Source organism: Paenibacillus diazotrophicus (assembly GCF_042610465.1).
In genome coordinates, this window is record NZ_JBGJZN010000005.1 from 413,513 (window position 1) to 434,980 (window position 21,468).

23 protein-coding genes and 1 other annotated feature are annotated in these 21,468 nt (G+C 49.6%); all 23 genes read left to right on the forward strand.

What is annotated here, in order from left to right:
• A complete protein-coding gene (locus ACAN54_RS20820; RefSeq protein ID WP_379159783.1) occupies positions 1-1,377 on the forward strand; it encodes a bifunctional folylpolyglutamate synthase/dihydrofolate synthase in 1,377 nt (458 codons plus the stop codon).
• Positions 1,378-1,384: 7 nt separating this feature from the next.
• Entirely contained in the window at positions 1,385-2,761 is a 1,377-nt protein-coding gene (murC, locus tag ACAN54_RS20825; protein ID WP_379159898.1) for a UDP-N-acetylmuramate--L-alanine ligase, read from the forward strand.
• Positions 2,762-2,900: 139 nt separating this feature from the next.
• A complete protein-coding gene (locus ACAN54_RS20830) occupies positions 2,901-4,061 on the forward strand; it encodes a GGDEF domain-containing protein (RefSeq protein ID WP_379159786.1) in 1,161 nt (386 codons plus the stop codon).
• Positions 4,062-4,176: 115 nt separating this feature from the next.
• A complete protein-coding gene (locus tag ACAN54_RS20835) occupies positions 4,177-5,289 on the forward strand; it encodes a GGDEF domain-containing protein (protein ID WP_379159789.1) in 1,113 nt (370 codons plus the stop codon).
• A gap of 193 nt (positions 5,290-5,482) precedes the next feature.
• Positions 5,483-6,664, forward strand: coding sequence for a glycosyltransferase family 4 protein (locus ACAN54_RS20840; protein ID WP_379159792.1), 1,182 nt, complete (start codon positions 5,483-5,485; stop codon positions 6,662-6,664).
• A gap of 102 nt (positions 6,665-6,766) precedes the next feature.
• A complete protein-coding gene (locus tag ACAN54_RS20845; protein WP_379159795.1) occupies positions 6,767-7,942 on the forward strand; it encodes an SPOR domain-containing protein in 1,176 nt (391 codons plus the stop codon).
• A gap of 329 nt (positions 7,943-8,271) precedes the next feature.
• On the forward strand, positions 8,272-8,517 hold the full coding sequence (locus ACAN54_RS20850) for a DUF4321 domain-containing protein (RefSeq protein ID WP_074086580.1): 246 nt from the start codon (positions 8,272-8,274) through the stop codon (positions 8,515-8,517).
• Positions 8,518-8,552: 35 nt separating this feature from the next.
• The gene (locus ACAN54_RS20855; RefSeq protein WP_379159901.1) at positions 8,553-9,167 is read left to right on the forward strand and encodes a Maf family protein; all 615 of its coding nucleotides are present in this window, start codon (positions 8,553-8,555) and stop codon (positions 9,165-9,167) included.
• Between the two features lie 15 nt (positions 9,168-9,182).
• Positions 9,183-9,872 (forward strand): RadC family protein, encoded by a 690-nt coding sequence (radC, locus tag ACAN54_RS20860; RefSeq protein WP_379159799.1) that lies wholly within the window; start codon positions 9,183-9,185, stop codon positions 9,870-9,872.
• Between the two features lie 40 nt (positions 9,873-9,912).
• On the forward strand, positions 9,913-10,947 hold the full coding sequence (locus ACAN54_RS20865; RefSeq protein ID WP_379159803.1) for a rod shape-determining protein: 1,035 nt from the start codon (positions 9,913-9,915) through the stop codon (positions 10,945-10,947).
• A 56-nt stretch (positions 10,948-11,003) separates the two neighbouring features.
• Positions 11,004-11,882, forward strand: a complete 879-nt coding sequence (gene mreC, locus ACAN54_RS20870) for a rod shape-determining protein MreC (RefSeq protein ID WP_379159806.1) — start codon at positions 11,004-11,006, stop codon at positions 11,880-11,882.
• Positions 11,882-12,412, forward strand: a complete 531-nt coding sequence (mreD, locus tag ACAN54_RS20875; protein WP_379159809.1) for a rod shape-determining protein MreD — start codon at positions 11,882-11,884, stop codon at positions 12,410-12,412. Before mreC ends, mreD begins: the two co-directional genes overlap by 1 nt.
• Before the next feature lie 81 nt (positions 12,413-12,493).
• Positions 12,494-13,153 carry a septum site-determining protein MinC gene (gene minC / locus ACAN54_RS20880; RefSeq protein WP_379159812.1) on the forward strand — a complete coding sequence of 220 codons (660 nt, stop codon included), beginning with the start codon at positions 12,494-12,496 and terminating at the stop codon, positions 13,151-13,153.
• 5 nt (positions 13,154-13,158) lie between these two features.
• A complete protein-coding gene (minD, locus tag ACAN54_RS20885) occupies positions 13,159-13,953 on the forward strand; it encodes a septum site-determining protein MinD (protein ID WP_379159815.1) in 795 nt (264 codons plus the stop codon).
• A 255-nt stretch (positions 13,954-14,208) separates the two neighbouring features.
• Positions 14,209-15,072, forward strand: coding sequence for a peptidoglycan DD-metalloendopeptidase family protein (locus ACAN54_RS20890; RefSeq protein ID WP_379159818.1), 864 nt, complete (start codon positions 14,209-14,211; stop codon positions 15,070-15,072).
• Positions 15,065-15,907, forward strand: coding sequence for a M50 family metallopeptidase (locus tag ACAN54_RS20895; protein WP_379159821.1), 843 nt, complete (start codon positions 15,065-15,067; stop codon positions 15,905-15,907). The genes ACAN54_RS20890 and ACAN54_RS20895 overlap by 8 nt, the downstream gene beginning before the upstream one ends.
• Positions 15,908-15,972: 65 nt before the next feature.
• Positions 15,973-17,214, forward strand: coding sequence for an Rne/Rng family ribonuclease (locus ACAN54_RS20900; protein ID WP_379159904.1), 1,242 nt, complete (start codon positions 15,973-15,975; stop codon positions 17,212-17,214).
• A gap of 105 nt (positions 17,215-17,319) precedes the next feature.
• Positions 17,320-17,405, forward strand: a sequence feature (ribosomal protein L21 leader region).
• A gap of 14 nt (positions 17,406-17,419) precedes the next feature.
• Positions 17,420-17,731 carry a 50S ribosomal protein L21 gene (gene rplU / locus ACAN54_RS20905; RefSeq protein WP_074086590.1) on the forward strand — a complete coding sequence of 104 codons (312 nt, stop codon included), beginning with the start codon at positions 17,420-17,422 and terminating at the stop codon, positions 17,729-17,731.
• Between the two features lie 12 nt (positions 17,732-17,743).
• Positions 17,744-18,079, forward strand: coding sequence for a ribosomal-processing cysteine protease Prp (locus ACAN54_RS20910; protein ID WP_379159825.1), 336 nt, complete (start codon positions 17,744-17,746; stop codon positions 18,077-18,079).
• Positions 18,080-18,097: 18 nt separating this feature from the next.
• Positions 18,098-18,409 (forward strand): 50S ribosomal protein L27, encoded by a 312-nt coding sequence (rpmA, locus tag ACAN54_RS20915; protein ID WP_020429282.1) that lies wholly within the window; start codon positions 18,098-18,100, stop codon positions 18,407-18,409.
• A gap of 193 nt (positions 18,410-18,602) precedes the next feature.
• Positions 18,603-19,343 carry a Spo0B domain-containing protein gene (locus tag ACAN54_RS20920; RefSeq protein WP_379159829.1) on the forward strand — a complete coding sequence of 247 codons (741 nt, stop codon included), beginning with the start codon at positions 18,603-18,605 and terminating at the stop codon, positions 19,341-19,343.
• Between the two features lie 15 nt (positions 19,344-19,358).
• On the forward strand, positions 19,359-20,669 hold the full coding sequence (gene obgE / locus ACAN54_RS20925) for a GTPase ObgE (RefSeq protein ID WP_379159832.1): 1,311 nt from the start codon (positions 19,359-19,361) through the stop codon (positions 20,667-20,669).
• A 333-nt stretch (positions 20,670-21,002) separates the two neighbouring features.
• The gene (locus tag ACAN54_RS20930) at positions 21,003-21,440 is read left to right on the forward strand and encodes an ACT domain-containing protein (RefSeq protein ID WP_020429271.1); all 438 of its coding nucleotides are present in this window, start codon (positions 21,003-21,005) and stop codon (positions 21,438-21,440) included.
• The last annotated feature ends 28 nt before the right edge of the window (positions 21,441-21,468 follow it).

Genomic DNA, 21,468 nt, shown 5'->3' on the forward strand with positions numbered 1-21,468 from the left:
ATGGATGAGTGGATCGGGAGCGGCGGAACCGCTCCCTTAAGTTCTTATACAGAAGCAGTGGATTGGATTAACGGGTTGATTCCTTTTGGCATCCGTCCGGGTCTGGAACGGATTGAACGTCTGATGGAGCTGCTGGGCCAGCCTCAGCGTAAGCTGAAATTCATTCATGTGGCGGGTACGAACGGCAAAGGCTCGACCTGCGCTTTTTTGACCAGCGTGCTCTTGAACAGCGGGTACAGCGTAGGAACCTTCACGTCCCCTTACATCACCAAATTCACGAACCGTTTTCAGTATAATGGAGCGGATATTCCTGAAGAGGTGCTGACAGAGCTTGCGAACAAGCTGCATCCGCTGGTCGAAGAGATTGCACAGAGTGAGATGGGTTCGCCTACGATGTTCGAAGTCGCTACCGCTCTGGCCATTCTCTATTATGCGGAAGTCTGTTATCCCGATGTAGTCGTATGGGAGACTGGTCTTGGGGGAAGGCTGGATGTAACGAACATTGTCACTCCGATTGTGTCTATCATTACCAATGTCGGTCACGATCACACCGATGTTCTGGGGGACACTGTGGAAGAGATTGCGGGGGAAAAAGCCGGGATCATCAAACCGGGTGTTCCTGCGGTTAGCTGTGTAAGCCAGCCGGAGGCGATAGCGGTGCTCAAGGCAAAAGCCTCCGCCAGCAGATCTACACTCTATCTCGCCGGAGAAGACTTCAGCTACAGCAACGCTTCAGTGACAGAGGGGATGCAGTCTTTTACCTTCCATGGTCCTTTCAGGTCGCTTGAGCTTGATATCGCTATGAAGGGCGAGCATCAGATCGGAAATGCAGCCGGAGCGATGATGGCGCTGGAGGTCTTGCGTCAATACATGGCATTTATGCTGGAAGACGAGGATGTACTGAAAGGCTTTCGCAGCACCTTTTGGGCGGGAAGACTGGAGGAAGTGAACACTTCTCCTAGAATTGTACTGGATGGGGCTCATAACCCCGAAGGTGCGGAGAGTCTTGCCAAAAGCTTGCCGCAGTTTTATAAGTACGAACATTTAAATTTGCTAATGGGGATGCTGGCAAATAAGCATCATGAGTCATACTTTAAGCATATACTGCCTATAGTGGATACGCTCATCCTGACCGAGCCGGATTTCCGGAAGAAAATGGACGCAGAAGATCTGCAGGCTATCGCAGAGGGTTTGCGTGAGAAATATGCCAAGGATAATTTGAAAATCATAGTAGAACATGATTGGGGCCGGGCGCTGCAGCTTCTGCAGTCGATCACAGCGGAGAAAGACCTTGCAGTCGTCTCCGGAACGCTGTATTTGATTTCTGATGTGCGCAGTACGCTTTTACGGCAACCCAATTCTGAAAAAGGCTGGTGACGAACTGTTGGATACTACTGAACGTGTGCATTTTATAGGGATCGGCGGCTATGGTATGAGCGCGATTGCCCGGGTAATGCTGGAAATGGGATATACGGTTACGGGCTCCGACGTGGCGGCTCAGGAATTGACCGAGAAATTAATAGCCAAAGGTGCCAAAGTATATATTGGACATACGGCCGAGCAGGTAAAAGGCGCGGACCTTGTCGTATACTCTACGGCCCTCTCAAGTGATAATGTGGAATGGGTAGAAGCGGAGCGGCTCAAGATTCCGGTCCTTCACCGCTCGCAAATGCTGGCACGGCTGCTGAACGAACGGAAGGGCGTGGCTATTGCTGGTGCTCACGGCAAAACCACCACTTCTTCCATGATTGCACTGATTATGGAGGATTGCGGAGTAGATCCTACCTATATCATTGGCGGGGAAATTATGAATGTCGGCACGAATGCCAAAGCGGGACAAGGGGAGTTCGTCGTAGCCGAGGCAGATGAGAGCGATGGCTCCTTCCTGCAGTACCATCCTTGGCTGGGGATTGTAACGAACATTGAAGCGGATCATCTGGAGAATTACGGGGGCGATTTTGGCCGCCTGAAAGCTGCTTACGTTCAATTTATGAACCAGATGCGTGAGGATGGGACGGCCATTGTATGTGCAGATGACGAAACAGCAACCGCGTTATTGCCTGAGGTCAAGGGCAGCGTCATTACCTACGGTATTCATTCAGCGGCTGCGGATTACATTGCGACGGACATCGTATTAGGTGACCGCCAGGTAGCCTATACTATGAATTTTGGCAGTGAGGTACTGGGACGCATTGAGCTGTCCATTCCAGGCAAATACAATTTGTACAACTCCATGGCGGCAGTGATTGCTTGTCTGAAAGCCGGAATTCCATTCCAGGCGATTGCAGAGTCCATCCTGAAATTCCATGGGGCCAAACGTCGCTTTCAAGTGCTTGGGGAGGTCAATGATATTCTAGTCATTGATGATTATGCCCATCATCCCACAGAAATTCAGGCAACAATCAGCGCAGCCAAGGCAACGGGTAAAAGGATTATTGCCGTATTCCAGCCGCAGCGCTATACACGGACCTTTTTCCTGCTGGATGCCTTCAGCCGTGCTTTCAGTGAAGCGGATGAAGTGATACTCACTGACATTTATTCACCGGCCGGAGAGAAACAGATTGAAGGCGTAAGTTCCGCCAAACTGGTAGAATTAATCATCCAGAACAGCAATGCCAGTGCAAGACATCTGCCGACGAAGGAAGCTGTATTGGCTGACTTGCAAGGCCGGATTGCTCCAGGCGATCTCGTGATTACGATGGGAGCAGGAGACATTTGGAAGGTTGGGTATGCACTTGCAGAGGAATTGAAAAAAAAGTAAATCACGATTCTACAATCTAATATTTGTACATTTTACACAGAAACGGATACTGCTCTTTATACTGAAGGAGCGGCTATGCCGTTTCTGCTTGTTATGGGACATGCATTCATTTATTCCCGCGCACATGGTGGTGTGACTAATGGTACTTGAGCTTGATATTCGAACACTGTTATACCTATTTATTTTTGGAAATCTATTTATTGCCTTACTGACCAGCTTCTATCGTCTGGATTCATCCAGAGACAAGGCTTCCGCCCTTTTTATAGCAGCGAAATGGCTGCAAGTGGCCTATTGGTCCTCGTTCCTGCTATGGGATACGGTGCCGCGTTATCTGGCAATCCCGCTCAGCAACGCTCTTATTCTTGCCGGGGGAGGATTGGAGATTGCTGCGCTTCTTCTGATGATGGGTCTGCTGGGACGCGGGGCTAAGTTGTATTATTGGACCCTTTCGGTTTGTAGTGTGATCAGTTACGGAATAGTTGGGCTTTATTTTAACAGACCGAATATAAGGGTCGCGACCACATCGCTGTGGGTGGTTTTGTTTGTGATTTATCCCGCCTTCCGTTTGACGGCTAACCGCAAAGGCTCCCCATTGCAGAGAATGTTGGGCTTCATATTTTACATTTTTGCGGCGGCGATGCTGATCCGGTCTATGGCTGCGCTATTTCTGGATCCCGGTATGGGGGCACTGTCGCCCAACCTGCCACAATATCTATATTTTCTGGGCATGTTCTTTCTGCTGATCGTAGGATCATCCTCCTTTATTCTGTTATCCAATGAGCATGCCTATGAGAAGTTGAAGAGAATGGCAACTTATGACGGGCTGACCGGTATTCTGGGCCGCAGGGCTTTTATGCAGAAAGCAGAACAGAAGCTGCAGTATGCAGTAAAACAACAGGAGCTTTACTCGCTGCTGCTGCTGGATCTTGACCATTTTAAAAGAGTGAATGACACACAAGGCCACGACGTTGGCGATGCAGTTCTGCAGGATTTCGTACTCACGATCCAGAATAATCTCAGTACCTATGACTTGTTTGGCAGAGTGGGCGGAGAGGAATTCGCTGTTCTGCTGTGCGGACTGGACCAAGAGGGCAGCAGCCGCAAGGCTGAACGGCTCAGGCAAGCTGTTGAGGAGGGCGCCTCCAGCTTTACGTATCCCGGGGAGTACACAGTCAGCATTGGTATCGTCACAGTCCTTCCGGATTCCTCCACTAGCCTGGACAGGCTGTATAAGCTTAGTGACCTGGCATTGTATCAGGCGAAGCAGTTAGGCCGAAACTGTGTAGTGCATTCCAGTTAGAATGGCTGGGACTCCGGCACGCCTGCGATTCCATGAACAAGGAGTGAGTTTGATAGCCGTTCATCTGGATCTGAAGACATTGCTGGTTTGTTTATTTTTCGGGAATTTTTTTACAGTGCTTCTTGTAATAGCTTACCGTTCACGACGGTCAAAGGATGAAGCCTCCCGAATGTTTGTGGTGGCCAAGCTTCTTCAACTGGTCATCGTACTGCTCTTGATCCTTGAGCCTTTTCTGGACCGAAGGTTCACTCTACCGGTTAACATCCTCCTGGGGTTGGCAGCGGGTACAGCGGAAGCTGTCTCCCTGCTTAAGCTGCTGGGTGCCTATTCGGGCCGGGTCAAAAGCTATTATTTTTCCCTGACAGGGTTATCTGCGTTTGCCCTGATTCTTATGTATATCCTGTTTCCTGACCGGCCGATGAATATCCCCTTGGCAAGTCTGTCCGGGGTGTTGTTTATAGTGTATCCCGTCTACATTTTAAGCGTAAAAGGCAAAAAAACACCGTTGCAGGAAATGATGGGCCTGCTCTACGGAATAGTGATCCTGATTTTGCTGGGGCAGGCAGTTTTCACGTTCTCTACACCGTCGGCTGGTAACTCTTTCATACCTGACTTCCTTCAAACCTTGTACTATATCGGTATTTATTTGCTGATGTTTCTGGGAACTTCAGGATTCATGCTCCTGTCCCGCGAACAATCCTATGCGGAGCTGGAACGGGTCGCCACTTACGATGAACTGACCGGTATTCTTAACCGGAGGGCATTCGTACAGCGGGCCCGCAACAGGATTGCCGGTTCGGCCAAAGGGAATATGCCTTTTTCTTTTCTATTGCTCGATATCGATCATTTCAAAAAGGTGAATGATACCTATGGACATGATACCGGAGATAAGGTGCTTGGGAATTTTGCCCGCAAAATACAAGGCCAGCTTGGCGGTAGCGATCTGTTCGGCAGATTTGGCGGTGAGGAATTTGCTGTACTGCTGCATTGCGCGGATGAGGAAGCCAGCGGCAACACCGCTGAACAACTGCGCCGCTGTGTACTGGATGCGGTGATTGATGGCGTTCCGATGCCATACACCGTGAGTATCGGAATCATCACGGTCTACCCGGGGGAGCGGGCATCTTTGAACACATTGTACAGACTGAGCGATGCGGCGTTGTATCAAGCCAAGCAGCAAGGAAGAAATCGAGTGGTACGAAGCTGTGAAGCAGCCGGTAGTCCATAAATCTGCATAATGAGAATAACAGGAGCGTTCCTTCACCTCAGCCGGGTCAGGAGCGCTTTTTCGTGTGGAAATCCATATTTTTGAAATTATTTTTGGAAAATACATGAAACGACAAAAAAACGATGCAGTTTGGGGTAATATATCCTAAACACATAGATAGATATAGACTATAGGAGAGTAGGAGACAATCAGAATGAGGGAGAAATTACTGTTCATATCCGCCGAGAATCCTTTTCCCCAGGACAGCGGCGGCAAGCTGAGAACTGGCAATATCCTGAATATTTTACTGGTCAAATATGATGTGGATCTGCTTACTTACAGCAATACAAGGTCTTCAGCAGAAAAGGAGGAAACTCCGGGACTTGCAATATATGAAGTAGAACGAACCATGAATTACCGCAAAGCCATGCTCCGTTCGCTATATAAATGGCGCAACAGTTCCTATATGAGTCATGCGGACGTAGACATGCGCAGTAAGATCACGGAGTTGTGCCGTGAGAACAGCTACAGCCATATTTTCATATCCCATAGCCTGCTGGGAAGCTGCATTGATATCGTTCGTCAAGCACTGCCAGATGCCGTAATTACGACGGATGCCCACAATTTCGAGAGCGGACTCTCCGGACAGCTGGCTGCCGGGAAGAAGGGGGCTGCAAAGCTGTTTTATACCCTTAATGCAGTATGGACGAAGCGGGATGAGCTCAAGCTGATGGACAAGACGAATCTGCTGCTAACCACATCGGAGCAGGATGGCCTGGCGTTCAAATCACTATCTCTCGGAAATTCACATAAGGTCCATGTGATTCCCAACTTTATACGTATGGGTGACTACCAGGCTAACGTGAAAAGTCTCAAAGAAAAATGGATTATTTTACCAGGTAATATGAACTACTTTCCGAATGTTAACGCAGCAGCCTATTTCAACCGCGAGATTTACCCGCTCATCAAATTGAAGGTGCCGGGGATCAAGTGGTACATCGTAGGCAGGGATGTGCACCCGGAGGTCGCAGCATTGGCTGACAATGATCCTTCGATTGTGATCACCGGTTATGTTGATAGTGTTGCGGATTATGTGCGCAAAGCTCAGGTTGTCATTGCCCCCTTATTAGAAGGGAGCGGTACCCGCCTGAAAATTCTGGAGGCCTGGGCGCTGAAGACCCCCGTCGTCTCAACCACGAAAGGTGCAGAAGGACTGCTCTATGAACATTCCCGGAATATTATGATCGCCGATGATCCCGCAACCTTTGCGGACAATGTGGTTCAGCTTCTTCAGCATCCTGAACGCGGAATAGCGCTTGCGGATCAAGCTTATCAAACCCTGCTTGCCAATTATGAGGCCGAAAGTGTACGCACGAAACTCCTGCGTTTGGTCTGAGTCTACACTAAAGATAATGAATGTAATTATATCAAAATAGCATATCCTTCTCTCGTCTATCATATATTTCCTTATAGAATAGACGATAGTGAGGTGTGTGCTTTGAATAACGGAAGAATGACTTTCAAGTTTGACGTGGATCACACCAGAAAGCCAGGGTCAATCGAGCACAGGGCAGGAGCAGGGCTTGGTACTGCCAGGGATTACACGGAAATAGAGCGGAAGCGTGATGGAACCGGGATATACGAAGAACCGCGGCCATTGTTTCTCCAACCCGATTCAAGGCTTGATTTATGGGAACAGGAACCACAATTTGCTATTGCTCCAGTACATGAGCATGAAGACAGGAGGCTAGGGGAACGCAGCTATGGTCCAGAATGGGCAACAGAGTCTGAAGCTTATGGTGATCTTTCCATGCCGGGAAGGGATTACGGGGGTTCCTACCATACCCGGCGTCCCTCCTATTGGTGGAAACTTGCCATTTCCATTGCCGGAGCACTGGGGATAGGCATACTGCTTGGCTACGCAGCATTGTCTTTTATAGGCGGCGGAAGCCTTACAGGCAATTCTGACATTCCAAGTGCGAACCCAGCCGTCGTTCCGGGTGAAAAGGATACAGCGGCCGTACTGCCGCAGGATACGAGCGGGAAGGCTGGAGTGAACTACATACCGGTGCAGGTGGCAGCGCAGACTTATTATCTCCTGCAGTACGGTGTGTTCAGTACTCCGGAGGGGGCGGAGCAGGCACGTCAGGAACTCCTGACGGCGGGGCTTGCCGCCGGTCTTGATCCCACGGACGGCAACCGGGTGTATGCCGGGATGTCGCCAGACCGTGAGCAGGCCAAGCTGCTCAGCAGCGGTCTGAAGAACCAAGGTATTGAGCTTTATGTCAGGGAAGTATCGCTCCCTGCTGCGGAGAAAGCCGTCTATACCGGAAAGGCTGAGACTGTGAACAACTACTTCGCGGCCAGCGGGAAGCTGCTGGGTGAGCTCAGCAGCTTGTCCGCGTCCGAATTAAGCGGGCCGGGTAAAGCGGTGGATACTACAGACATTAGTACTATTCATATGCATTGGTACGAAGCGGTCAAAGCACTGGAGCCGGGACTTCCGGCTGAAGCACAGAAGCTCTGTTCCGGACTGGAGAAATCCATGAGCCAGGGGATTTCTGCGCTGAATGAGTATAATAAGAACCAAGCACAAGGTTTGTTGTGGGAGGTGCAGGAGGCGATGATGAGCTTCCTCACCGGTCAGAAGAGTCTGCTCGCTTCCCTGTCTTGAATGCTTTGATCCATAAATAGGAATCAGTAATCCCCCGTTTCCGGCAACCCGTCGGCCGGGGGATTGCTGTTATTTTGAAATATATACCGTTCCTAGAAGGACATTGAAGGTACCTTCACTGGGGGGCTGATTGGTTCGCTGGTGCATAGTAGTCAAATCCGCAGGTCCCAAGTCATACTTCCCTACGTCAACTGCCAAATGGCTGGTGTGCTGCTCAGAATACTCATGGGTGAGTGGTAATCATTTCCGGACTGGATTTTACGTTTGTGTTGAACTCCGTTTCACCGTATAATAATTAGGGTGTCAAAAAATGGCGAGGGAAGACTTAGATGAAGAAGAAAAATGTGGGAATACTGCTGTTATTTCTAATTCTGGGCTGGCTGGCCGGGGCGTGGATCGCCAAACTGCTGGAACCTGTAAAAGCTTTGTCTTTTCTTACAGCCTCGACTGTACTCAAATGGTCGCCGCAAGCCGATTTGGACATCATAACCTATGACATCACTATTCATTTGAAATTGTGTCTGCTCAGTCTTGCAGGAATTATTACGGCCCTATGGCTCTACCGGAGACTGTAGCATTCGCTGCTAACTTCAGAAGGGACGTTACTACAGTGGAGTATGATAACTCAAGACTGATTATTCTTGCCTCAGGTTCTCCGCGCCGCCGTGAGCTGTTAACACTGCTCGGCTTGCCCTTCGAGGTCATATCAAGCGATGCGGACGAGAGCACACCTCCAGGTCTTGCACCTGAGGAGATTGTGCGTAGCCTGGCGCTCCGCAAAGCAGAGGCAGTCCTGCCTTCCGCCGGTGAACGTGCTGCCATTGTCGTTGGCAGTGACACAATCGTAGTGCTGGACGGCCAAGTGCTCGGCAAGCCGGTAGACCCGCAGGACAGCACAGCTATGCTTAAGCTTCTGCAGGGCCGGACACACCAGGTGTATACCGGAGTAGCCTGCATAGGATTGCCTGAAGAGAAGGCCGTGGTCCGGCACCGGGTAACCTCTGTAACCATGAGAGCGATGAGCATGGATGAAATCTCCGCTTACATAGCGACCGGAGAGCCTGCTGATAAGGCCGGCTCCTATGCGATTCAAGGACTGGGTGCCACCCTGGTGGAACGGATTGAAGGCTGTTATTTTAACGTGGTCGGATTGCCGCTGTCCCTGCTTGGGGAGATGTTGTCCGATTTTGGCATCTCGGTGCTTGATCTTCAAGGATCGCATTAGGAAAGAGGGATAGGGATGGAGTCGCAACCATTTATGCTGCGGGACCTCCCCCATGAAGAACGACCACGAGAGCGCATGATGCATTATGGGGCAGAATCACTAAGTCAAGCAGAGCTGCTGGCCATTCTGCTGCGTACAGGTACGCGGGCGGAATCGGCTATTCATATTGCCCAGCGGATGCTGGGACAGGCAGGCAGTCTTCGCGGGCTGGCAGACCTGAGCATTGAAGAACTGACGAATATCAAAGGCATCGGCCCTGCCAAGGCGGTGCAACTCAAAGCTGGCATAGAGCTGGGAAGACGAATGGCAAATTCCCGGCTGACCGAGCCGGTCATCATCCGCTCCCCACAGGACGCGGCGGAGATATTGACCGAGCAGCTACGCTACCTGCAGAAGGAGCATTTTGTCTGTCTCTTTCTGAATACGAAAAATCATGTTATTGCGCAGGAGACATTATCCATGGGCAGCCTCAACGCCTCCATTGTACATCCCCGTGAGGTGTTCAGGGCAGCTATGAAATGCAGCAGCGCAGCTATCATATGCGCACATAATCATCCCAGCGGTGATCCTACGCCCAGTCCGGAAGATATCTCCTTAACCTCAAGATTGCTTCAGGCTGGGGAGATTGTCGGAATAGATGTGCTGGATCATCTGATCATTGGAGACAGCAGTTTTGTAAGTTTGAAGGAAAAAGGTTACATGTAATATAATCGTCCAGAGATACAAGGAAAAGGAGAATACAAGCATGTTAGGTGGTTTTACGAAAGATTTAGGAATTGATCTGGGGACAGCGAATACGCTAGTCTATGTACGCGGTAAGGGAATTGTTGTCAGAGAGCCTTCCGTAGTGGCCATTAATACAGATACCAAGACCATTGAAGCCGTTGGCGAATCTGCCAAAAAAATGATCGGCCGTACGCCGGGGAATATCCGTGCCATTCGTCCAATGAAGGATGGAGTGATTGCGGATTTTGATACTACTGCAACTATGATTAAATATTTCATCCGCCAGGCGCAGAAACAGCGCTCGATGTTCCAGCGCCATCCGAATGTAATGGTATGCGTACCGTCCGGCATCACAGCTGTGGAGCAGCGTGCCGTGGAGGATGCCACCAAGCAGGCAGGTGCGCGCGAGGCCTATATTATCGAGGAACCTTTTGCTGCTGCCATCGGTGCAGATCTGCCGGTTTGGGAGCCTACAGGCAGTATGGTTGTTGATATCGGCGGAGGGACTACTGAGGTAGCTGTTATCTCCCTTGGCGGTATCGTGACCAGCCGTTCTGTGCGGGTTGCCGGTGACGAAGCGGATGAATCGATCATTCAATACATCAAACGCCAATATAATCTCATGATCGGGGAACGTACCTCCGAGCAGCTCAAGATGGATGTGGGTTCTGCCCTGCCTCTGGAGATGACCGAGACTATGGAGATCCGCGGACGAGATCTTGTAACCGGGCTGCCTAAGACGTTGACCATTACCTCTGATGAAATCTGCGAAGCACTGTCAGATACCGTAAATGCCATTGTAGAGGCCGTAAAGGTAACGCTGGAGAAATGTCCTCCTGAGCTTGCTGCCGATATTATGGATCGGGGAATTGTACTTACTGGCGGCGGCGCTCTGCTGCGTAACCTGGACAAGTTGCTGGCCCGCGAGACAGGTATGCCTGTCATTGTTGCTGAGAATCCGCTGGATTGCGTAGTTATCGGAACAGGCAAAGCCCTGGAGAATATTCATCTCTTCAAGAGCCGCAGCAACTCAAGCCTCCGTTCAAAGCGTTAAATTGTCTGCTTGTGAACGTCAAACCCCTGTTATGGGAGAAATACGTTTGTTAGAGGGTGTTGGAACTGTTTAAACTGTTTAACAATAAACGTCTGTTCATTTTATTGATTTCACTGGTCATGTTTATCGTTGTTATGGGTTTCAGTCTGGCAACCAGGAAATCATTGTCATGGCCGGAGAATTTCCTTAGAGACACGACTGGTTTCGTGCAGAATTTGTTCTACAAGCCCGCTGGATATGTAGCGGGCTTGTTCCAAGATATTGGGAATCTGAAGGATCTTGCCGAAGAGAATGAGGAGCTTAAAATTCTGGCAGCGCAATATGCACGTGACAAAGCCCAATATAATTTCATTCAAGCCGAAAATGAAGGTTACAAAATAAAACTTCATTTTACTGAGGCACAGAAAAATCTGTACAATTATGAGTACCATATTGCTAACGTTGTCAGCGTGACTACCGAGCCTAATAATAACACACTTGTTATTGATCTCGGGTCCAAGGACGGAGTTAAGCCTAATATGTCCGTGACCTCTGTAGAGGGATTGGTTGGTGTGATCAGCAAAGTAAGCAATTTCACCTCCACGGTGAAACTAATGACCATGATGGATGCAAATGATCCGAACTCCCAGCCGCCAATTGCGGCTACGGTTTTTAACAAGGAAGGCGACACCTTTGGGATGATTGAGAGTTACGACCAACAGACCGGAATGCTGATGATGAACAAGATTCCCGTAGGAAATCCAGTTGCCAAAGGGGATACCATCATCTCCTCAGGCATTGGGGGACTGTATCCGCGTGGAATGACCATCGGCACGGTCCAAGAGGTAAAGACAGGGGAGTTTGGTTTAACTTCTACTGCAATCATTAAACCGGCGGCGGGTTTTCAAGACTGGAAGGGATTGTTCGTTGTCTTTACGGAGGAGCGTGCAGAATAGTGAAGATGCGCAGATCCGTATTAATTCTGTTATTATTTCTATTATTTATTGTAGAAGGCACTATAATGCCGTGGTTGCTGCCGGATGCTTGGGAGATGAGGGTTATTCCTAATCTCGTGTTTATTGTGATCCTGTTTGTAACGATATACCATCACCGCCATACGGCACTTATTCTGGGTTTGTCTTTCGGAATGCTGCACGATGTGGTGTTCTATGGACGTATTCTTGGTGCCCACTCTTTTGCAATGGGGTTATCTGCTTATCTGATTGGCCTGATATTTCAGATTCCGCGTGCTCCGTTGCCGCTGATGATGACGGTGGTGCTGCTGGGCAGCCTGCTTGAGGATAGTGTGCTTTTTGCCATTTACAGTGTATTTAATTTAGGCCAGGTTCCTTATAACTGGGCATTGCTGCATCATATGCTGCCTACCATGTTATTTCATTTTGCTATCGCCCTCCTCCTCTATGTTCCTCTCCGGAGGCAGATTGAACTGCTGAAGAAAGAGACCCGCAAGGAAGAGGCGGCGTGAAGCCGGACTGCATTTTCTTACATGGGAAAGAAGGAATTTGCCTGGCCCGGCACGAATGAATGAGAATGGGGGGACAGGCAAATGACAGTACAATCCAAGCATGTAAGGATTAAGGGCATCAAGGATGGCCTGGTATTCCTGCTAGACGACAAGTGTCCCTTTGAAGATCTCCTGAGCGAACTTCGCTATAAGCTGGAGCATAGCCATCAGAATATATTGACCGGACCAATTGTGCATGTGGACATTAAGCTCGGCAGCCGTACAGTAACTGAAGAAGACAAGGAAGCCGTGTTAGACATTCTGAAGAGCCAAGGCAATCTGTTAATTCGTTCTGTTGAAGCCTTGGAAGAACCCGGGGATAAGGACAGTGATGCCCTGTTTCTGATCAGTGGAATAATTCGCTCGGGCCAAGTACTGCACCATGAAGGGAATCTTCTGTATTTGGGCGATGTGAATCCCGGAGGGTCGATTACCTGTACGGGTGATATTTATATTCTCGGAGCGCTTCGCGGAATGGCTCATGCCGGAGTAGACGGCAATCAGGAGGCAATTATTGCTGCATCTTTGCTGTCACCTACACAGCTGAGGATTGCCGATGTGATTAGCCGTCCGCCGGATGAATGGGAAACCCGCGAGAGCAGCATGGAATTCGCTTATTTATCAAGCGGTGCTATGCAGATCGACAAAATTCATAATATAGTCAAATTACGTGAGGGTTTAAATGTGTTTAAAGGGGTGTAGCCTCCATGGGAGAAGCGATTGTCGTAACCTCGGGCAAAGGCGGAGTTGGCAAAACAACCACAACGGCCAATATTGGCACCGCGCTTGCATTGCAGGGCAAAAAAGTATGTCTGGTCGATACGGACATTGGACTTCGGAATCTGGATGTGGTTATGGGGCTGGAGAACCGCATCATCTATGATCTTGTGGATGTGGCGGAAGGACGCTGCCGCCTGAACCAGGCGCTGGTCAAGGACAAACGTTTTGAAGAACTGTACATGCTACCTGCAGCGCAGACCAAAGACAAGACCTCTGTTACACCGGAGCAGGTGAAGGATATTATTCTTGAACTCAAGAAGGAATACGAATATATCCTGATCGATTGTCCCGCTGGGATCGAGCATGGCTTCCGTAACGCCATTGCCGGAGCGGACAAGGCCATTGTCGTCACTACGCCGGAGCATGCCGCGGTAAGGGATGCTGACCGGATAATTGGCCTTTTGGAGCAGTCCCATGTAGAGTCGCCGAAGCTGGTGGTTAACCGGATTCGGCCGGGACTTGTGAAATCAGGGGATATGCTCGATATTGAGGACATCCTGCAGGTGCTGAATATTGATTTGATCGGTATTGTTCCCGATGATGAGCTGGTCATCAAGGCAGCGAACAATGGGGAACCGACCGTAATGAATCCCGATTCGCCAGCAGCGATCGCTTACCGCAATATCGCCCGGCGTATTCTGGGTGATGCGGTACCGTTGATGCAGCTTGACCGGAAACCGGGTGCCTTTAAGAAGCTGAAGAAGTTTTTCGGTATGGGCTGAGGCGGAGTCATTATCCAAAGTGTTATACCAAGAGTCAGCAAAGGTCCCGTCTGCAGATATTCTGCGGCGGGATTTTTGCTTCGGATTCAAAGGATTTCAAAGGTTCGCGTTATCCATTCTCAGAAATGGTTCAATAAAGTTGCCCGCAATAAGGGATCTTTCCCATTTCTGTTTTCCATCCCGGCAGGGCTTGTTCTAAAGCAGCTTGCGACTTTCATAAAATGAAAGTAAAACAAGCCCGCCGGAGGGATCGATATGGAACAGAAATCAGATTTAAAAGGCCGCCGCAAGCAGCGTATCCGCAGCCTGCTGGAGCAGGATGATGCTTCGCTGGGGACTGCTGTACCCCCGTTGTTCGAACTACCTGCCCATACAACAACTTACAAGGAATGGGGAGAAAGAGCCTCACATGACTTTTCCAAGATTCCTGAACCCGACCCAGAGGCCCTGTGGAAGCAGCGGCGTAACGACTGGGTGGATGAAGGAGGAGGAGACAAGCCACGGTTTGCTTCGGGCTTTATGCGGAGGACTATTGCGAGTCTCATTGTGTTTGGTGCAGTATGGGGGATCTTTAACGTTCAACAGCCATGGGCATTGAAAGCACAGGTGTTTATTGCCGATGCCCTCACCAAAGATATGGATTTTGCTGCCGCCCAGGTTTGGTATGAGGAACATTTCAATGGAGCGCCGGCGTTTATTCCGATTTTTGGTGATAAAAACCAGCCAGCAGTGAAAGTGAACGCTGCTCATGATCTGAATGCCCCGCTTGAAGGAAGCATTGTCCGTCCTTTTGCAGCAACATTAAGAGGTGTGGAGATTATGCCTGCGGAAGATTCAAACGGTATACTCACGGTGAAAAGTGTAGATACGGGGCGTGTATTATCTGTTGCCAAAGAAGCGGAAGGCGGAATCCGGATTACGGTAAGGCATACGGGGGATGTAACGGCTGAATACGGACATTTGAGTGGTACAAAGCTGGCAACGGATGATTGGGTCCAGAGCGGGGATGCCGTGGGCTGGATTCAGGAACAGGAGAATGCTTCAGTTCCTCTGCTTTTTTTTGCCATTATGAAAGACAAGACTTATATTGATCCCGCTGAAGTGGTATCGTTTGATTAGGATCAGAGGCATTGAACTGTCGCTGCATCCCTTGTTCGTGCTGATTATGCTACTCTCCGTGATTACCGGGCAGTTTCTGGAGCTATTGACGCTGTTCACCATTGTGTTCATCCACGAGTTGGGACATGTGTGTGCTGCGCTGCTCTGCGGAGTAGGTGTGAAATCCGTGCAGTTGCTTCCTTTCGGAGGTGTAGCAGTTATGGAGGATCATGGACGGCTTAACGCAACACGGGAGATCGGTATTGCGGCAGCCGGCCCTTTGCAGAATCTGGTGCTGATATTGATGGCCTACGGACTCCAGCAGACTGGATATGGAAATAGTGGCTTTCTGACTTATTTCATACAGGCCAATGCCATTATCGCGATGTTTAATCTGCTGCCTGTTCTTCCTCTGGATGGCGGTAAAATTTTTCAGGCGACGCTTAGTCTGCTGCTTCCCTATTATGTCACATTGCTATGGTGTGGCCGAGTGAGCATCGCGGCGAGTGTGCTGGTGTTGTTATACTCCATACTGCCGCTGGGTACGGGTGGAGGAGTCCGTCTGAATCTCCTGATGATCGGTGCCTTTCTTCTGTATTCGAACCTTACAGATCAGCGGAATTTGCCTTACCGCTTTGTCTCTTTTCTGATGAACAGGGAGGCTGTTTATGAACGCTACCGGCAGTCGGGGAGCGCAGTGCGTCCGATAGTTGCCTTTTCCGCGAAACCTTTGGATGATATATTGCGTCTATTTAAACGTAACCAATATCATTTTATCTATGTAATGAATGAAGATAAAGCCATTGTGGCCGTTGTGCCGGAGCAGAAATTGATCTCATCTTATTTTGGAATGTAATTAGGGACATGATCGTCCAGCTAGAAATGAACTATGGAATTTTGATTCAAACCAGAGGTGAAGCCATGAAACAAATGATCGTTCACTGCTCGCAGCATGTTACCCGGATGGCTCTTCTGGACAATGGGAGCCTGGTGGAATATGCGGCTGAACGTGATCAGCAGCAAGGACTGGTCGGGAGCTACTACAAGGGGCGGGTTATGAATGTATTGCCGGGCATGCAGGCAGCTTTTGTGGACATCGGACAGAAGAAGAATGCCTTTTTATATGTAGATGATGTGCTGCATCCCCATCTGGACAAGCAGCCGGAGGTGAAGCCCTCCATTGAAACGCTGCTCGAGCCCGGCCAGGAAATTGTGGTGCAGGTGAGAAAAGAACCGCGGGGCGGTAAAGGTGCACGCGTCACAACCCACTATACACTACCGGGACGCTGGATGGTGTACATGCCCTTTGCAGAATATGTTGGTGTATCCAAAAAAATCAGCCGTGAATCGGAACGCAATAGGCTGAAAGGTATTGGTGAAAGGCTTCGACGGCGTGAAGAGGGGATTATCATGCGTACCGTCTCGGAGGACGAACCCGTGGAGGCAGTGGAAGGTGACCTTTCTTTTCTTAGGGCACAATGGGAAAAGATCATCCGCCGATCTCAGGAGACAGTAGCACCGGCACTGCTTCACTCAGATCTCAGTATTGTCCAGCGCTTTATCAGGGATGCCTTTAATCCGCAGCGCGATGAACTGATGATTGACTCTGGCAAGGCGGTCCGGGAGGCAGAAGCCTTCCTGAATGACATGGCTCCTGGAAAGTACAAGCCTGTAGGGTTCTATCATGGACAGGAATCTATCTTTGCAGCTTACGGGGTGCAGGAGCAGCTTCACAAAAGTTTTGGCAGGAAGATTACGCTGGAGGGCGGGGCAACCCTGATCTGGGATGAGACGGAGGCGTTGACCGTAATTGATGTCAATACCGCCCAGTACACCGGCGGATCTTCGCTCGAGGAGACCGTAACGCGTACGAATCTCCTTGCGGCGGAAGAGATCGGACGGTTGATTCGTTTGCGGGATACGGGAGGCATCATCATCATCGACTTTATTGATATGCAGCAGGAGGCGCACCGGCGGATGGTTATGGAACGGCTGGAGGGGGTCATCAGCCGGGACCGCACACAGACGCATATTCTTGGCTGGACACACCTTGGTCTGCTGGAGATGACACGCAAGAAGGCGAGACATGATTCTGCAGGCTTTGCTCCAGTGATTTGCCAATGCTGCGGGGGGACGGGTAAGATTGGTTCGTGGCTGGAATGAAGCCGCTATACGCCCGGAACTCGCTATTTAACTTTTTTGTACCATTGACTGTATGTAATATGTGTGCTATTATCTTCAAGTATGTGTTTGGTTGTTCTAATCCTGCACATGCTGCAACCGCTCCGATCGGGTACATAAGCGCGTTTCCTCCGGGAAATTGCCACCTAGACTAGGCGAGTCTGAGACATGAGGAGGTGCAAGTACAATGTATGCAATTATCGAAACTGGCGGTAAACAATACAAAGTCCAAGAGGGCGACGTGTTGTTCATTGAGAAGCTGGAAGCTGAAGACGGCGCAAGCGTAACGTTTGACCGTGTATTGGCTGTTTCTAACGATGGTGGTCTGACTGCAGGAACTCCGCTGGTAAGCGGCGCGTCTGTAACAGCTAAAGTCGAGAAACATGGTAAGGGTCAGAAGGTTGTAGTCTACAAATACAAACCGAAGAAGAACTACCACAAGAAACAAGGCCATCGTCAACCGTACACCAAAGTAACTATCGAGAAGATTCAAGCGTAAGAAGGTGCGTTAATGATTAACGTGCGGATTACACGGGCTTCTGCTCAAGGTGCGATTGTCGGTTTTGCCATTAAAGGGCATGCAGAATACGCAAAGAATGGCAGGGATATCGTCTGCGCCGGCGTTTCTACCGTCACGGTTGGAACGGTGAATTCGATTGAACGTCTGACCGGCGTGGTTCTGGATACTTCGATGAAGGATGGATTTCTTAGCGGGACCCTCGTTCCCATAGATCGTCCTGAAGTGTCTGCCAAGGTCCAGCTTCTGCTGGAGTCCATGGTACTTATGCTTGGTGATATCGCAGATTCATACGGGAAGTATATTAAGATACAGGAAGTCATTATTTAAAGAAGGAGGTTGACCAACATGTTGAAATTGGATCTTCAATTGTTCGCATCGAAAAAGGGTGTAGGTTCCACAAAGAACGGACGTGATTCCCACTCCAAGCGTCTTGGCGTGAAACGTGCTGACGGTCAAGCAGTTACCGGCGGCAACATCCTGGTTCGTCAACGCGGAACCAAAATCCACCCGGGAACAAATGTAGGCATCGGTAAAGATGATACTTTGTTTGCTCTGGTTGATGGCGTAGTGAAGTTCGAACGTTGGGGCCGCGATCGCAAAAAAGTGAGCGTGTACCCGGTTGATGTCGCTCCGGTAGCAGCGGCACTGGAAGCGTAAGCTTTCGGAATCAAATTGCAAGTAGAAGCCTCCGGCATGAGTGCCGGGGGCTTTTTTTCAAGAGAATCTGTTTGAATTTGAATTGCTGGTGATTGCAGAGAAACCCTGTGTTATACTGGAAAATGGTAAATATCAAGTGAAGAGAACGGCTAAATGGGCATGAATTTTGCGAACTGAGGGACGGGGAGAAAGAATGAAATCCTGGAAATGGTTAATCTGGGCAGTCATGTTATCCGTATTGTTTCCTTTAGGTCTCTTGTATTGGCGAACTACCCTTTTCACATTTCTGCTGCTAAGCGTATGGATAGCCGCAGTGCTTGCTTTTAGTTCTGTATACAATCGGCGCCATTTTGAAAAGGAACTGCGAATACAGGAGAAGACGCTGCAGCAAGCGGCGAACCGGACACTCAATCATCATCGTCATGATTGGATGAATGATCTGCAGGTACTTTACGGATATATCCAGCTCGGTAAGCCTGATAAATCTCTGGAGTGTGTGGGAAGAATAAAGGAACGGATCGAATTGGACAGCCGTATAGCTAAGCTCGGTATTCCTTCGCTCGTGTTCTATCTGCAGTCTTTCCGAACCTTTAGAAGCGGCTTAGAGCTTGAGGTACAGGTTGAAGAAGGACTGCAGCTCAAGGACAAGCTTGGCGGGGACATGGGTGAAGAGCTTACGCAGGTAATCATGCAGACGGTGAGGGCTTATCAATACAGTGGACTTGCCTTGCATGGCGATACAAGAAAGCTCCGGCTTGGTTTTACACAGGATGGAGGAGACATTCTTATCTCTTTCGAAGGCGACGGTGATCATGGCAATCCCGAGCTGCTACAGGGGCAAATTTATAATATAGTACAAGGGAAAATTATCAAAGCGGAACAGCCTGGAAGTAACAAAAGCTTTGTAGCGTTACGGCTGCCGCTGGAGATGTAAGGAAGGTGAACTAGAATGTTCGTAGATAAAGCTAAGATTTATGTAAAAGGCGGGGACGGCGGTGATGGTCTTGTGGCCTTTCGCCGGGAGAAGTATGTACCGGAAGGCGGACCAGCCGGAGGTGACGGCGGCCGTGGAGGAGACGTTATTTTCCGGGTAGATGAAGGTTTGCGTACATTGATGGACTTCCGCTATCAGCGCCATTTCAAAGCGGAGCGCGGGGTTAAGGGGCGCAACAAAAGTCAGCATGGAGCGAACGCTGAACACATGATTGTACGCATTCCTCCGGGTACCGTATTGATAGACGATGACACCCAGGAAGTGATCGCCGACATGACCCGGCATGGACAGCAGGTCGTGGTTGCTCGCGGTGGACGGGGCGGACGGGGAAATACTCGGTTTGCCACGGCTAATAATACAGCTCCAGAGCTCGCGGAGAATGGTGAAGAAGGCCAGGAACGCTACATTGTGATGGAATTGAAGGTTATGGCAGATGTAGGGCTCGTGGGTTTCCCGAGTGTGGGTAAATCCACTCTACTTTCGGTCGTGTCCGCTGCTCAACCTAAGATTGGAGCTTACCACTTTACAACCATTACACCGAACCTGGGTGTCGTGGATGTAGGTGACGGCCGAAGTTTTGTCATGGCCGATCTGCCGGGACTTATTGAAGGGGCAAGTGAAGGCGTAGGCTTGGGGCATGAGTTCCTGCGTCATGTTGAGCGCACACGGATCATCATTCATGTGGTGGATATGTCCGGTTCGGAAGGCCGTGATCCTTTCGAGGATTGGGTGAAAATTAATGATGAGCTGAGACAATATAATGCGGGGCTTGTTGACCGCCCGCAGATCGTAGCAGCCAACAAGATGGATATGCCTGAATCGGAGGCTAATCTGATTGCTTTCCGTGAGAAGGTATCAGAGCTCCGGCCGGAGATGGAGATTATGCCGATTTCTTCTCTGACCCGCCAAGGAGTTCAGGAACTTCTCTACCGGGCAACAGATATCCTCGATAGTATTCCTGTAGCACCGGTTGTGGAGGAAGTAGCCGAAACCAAAGAACGCAAGGTATACAAGCTTGAAGCTGAAGAGGATAACTCTTTCACTATTACGCGAGACAATGATGCTTTTGTTGTCAGCAGCCCCCGGATTGAACGGATGCTGAAACGGATGCAGCTCAGTACACACGATGCTATACTGAAGCTGGCCCGCACGTTGCGCCATATGGGTGTGGATGCAGAACTCCGCAAACGGGGTGCTGTGGAAGGAACCATTGTCCGAATCGCTGATTTTGAATTCGAGTTCGTTGAGAACAGCAGCTATTATTAAGCTGTGGATTGACGCATAAATCTCAAACGCCGACTGTGCTTTCCCCGAAAAGGGAGGTATAGCCGGCGTTTTTTGTAGAATTCTAGAGAAGCTGACTTCAATGGCTTTGTGATTAATACGGAACGACAATAGCGATTGATTCCTGATAGGTGACTGGTTACTTTTATGTGGAGCTAAAACTGAAATATCATGGGATTTGTTGTATTCAGTGCCAAATATGAGCTTGCCGCAACGGGTGAGGGCGTTGTATGTGAAAAGTTGTTGCATTATACAGCGGCCATCCCGTATAATGTCCACTATATAAACACAAAAGTCTTTGAGGTGAGGACGTTCGTGAAAGAACGCTATTATTTGGTCCGAGAGGACATATTGCCTGACGCTGTACTGAAGACCATGCAGGTCAAACAGCTGCTTGAGGCGGGAGACGCCAAGACGGTACATGAAGGTGTAGAACAGGTTGGGCTTAGCCGTAGTGCATTTTATAAATATAAGGATGGCATTCATCTGATCCATCAGCTCGAACGGGAACGTATTGTCACAATCTCCATTGATTTGGAGCACGAGTCCGGTATGCTGTCCAAGGTGCTAGGGTCTGTGGCAGTTCATGGTGCCAATGTACTGACGATTCATCAGAGTATTCCGCTGCAGGGGCGGGCCAATGTCGTTATTTCTGTGGAGATATCGCATTTGAACGAAGAGTTGGGAGATATGCTGGACAGTCTAAAGGCAATACCCGGAGTAAAACGGGCCTTAATTATCGGGCAAGGGTGACTTGGCTCGAGAAATTTATGCTTTCGAA

Coding starts and splice junctions, on each gene's coding strand:
- ACAN54_RS20820 (WP_379159783.1), top strand. CDS start 1: ATGGATGAGTGGATCGGGAGCGGCGGAACCGCTCCCTTAAGTTCTTAT.
- rplU (WP_074086590.1), top strand. CDS start 17,420: ATGTATGCAATTATCGAAACTGGCGGTAAACAATACAAAGTCCAAGAG.
- ACAN54_RS20890 (WP_379159818.1), top strand. CDS start 14,209: ATGGAACAGAAATCAGATTTAAAAGGCCGCCGCAAGCAGCGTATCCGC.
- ACAN54_RS20910 (WP_379159825.1), top strand. CDS start 17,744: ATGATTAACGTGCGGATTACACGGGCTTCTGCTCAAGGTGCGATTGTC.
- ACAN54_RS20840 (WP_379159792.1), top strand. CDS start 5,483: ATGAGGGAGAAATTACTGTTCATATCCGCCGAGAATCCTTTTCCCCAG.
- ACAN54_RS20920 (WP_379159829.1), top strand. CDS start 18,603: ATGAAATCCTGGAAATGGTTAATCTGGGCAGTCATGTTATCCGTATTG.
- radC (WP_379159799.1), top strand. CDS start 9,183: ATGGAGTCGCAACCATTTATGCTGCGGGACCTCCCCCATGAAGAACGA.
- minD (WP_379159815.1), top strand. CDS start 13,159: ATGGGAGAAGCGATTGTCGTAACCTCGGGCAAAGGCGGAGTTGGCAAA.
- ACAN54_RS20850 (WP_074086580.1), top strand. CDS start 8,272: ATGAAGAAGAAAAATGTGGGAATACTGCTGTTATTTCTAATTCTGGGC.
- ACAN54_RS20865 (WP_379159803.1), top strand. CDS start 9,913: ATGTTAGGTGGTTTTACGAAAGATTTAGGAATTGATCTGGGGACAGCG.
- ACAN54_RS20830 (WP_379159786.1), top strand. CDS start 2,901: ATGGTACTTGAGCTTGATATTCGAACACTGTTATACCTATTTATTTTT.
- rpmA (WP_020429282.1), top strand. CDS start 18,098: ATGTTGAAATTGGATCTTCAATTGTTCGCATCGAAAAAGGGTGTAGGT.
- ACAN54_RS20900 (WP_379159904.1), top strand. CDS start 15,973: ATGAAACAAATGATCGTTCACTGCTCGCAGCATGTTACCCGGATGGCT.
- minC (WP_379159812.1), top strand. CDS start 12,494: ATGACAGTACAATCCAAGCATGTAAGGATTAAGGGCATCAAGGATGGC.
- obgE (WP_379159832.1), top strand. CDS start 19,359: ATGTTCGTAGATAAAGCTAAGATTTATGTAAAAGGCGGGGACGGCGGT.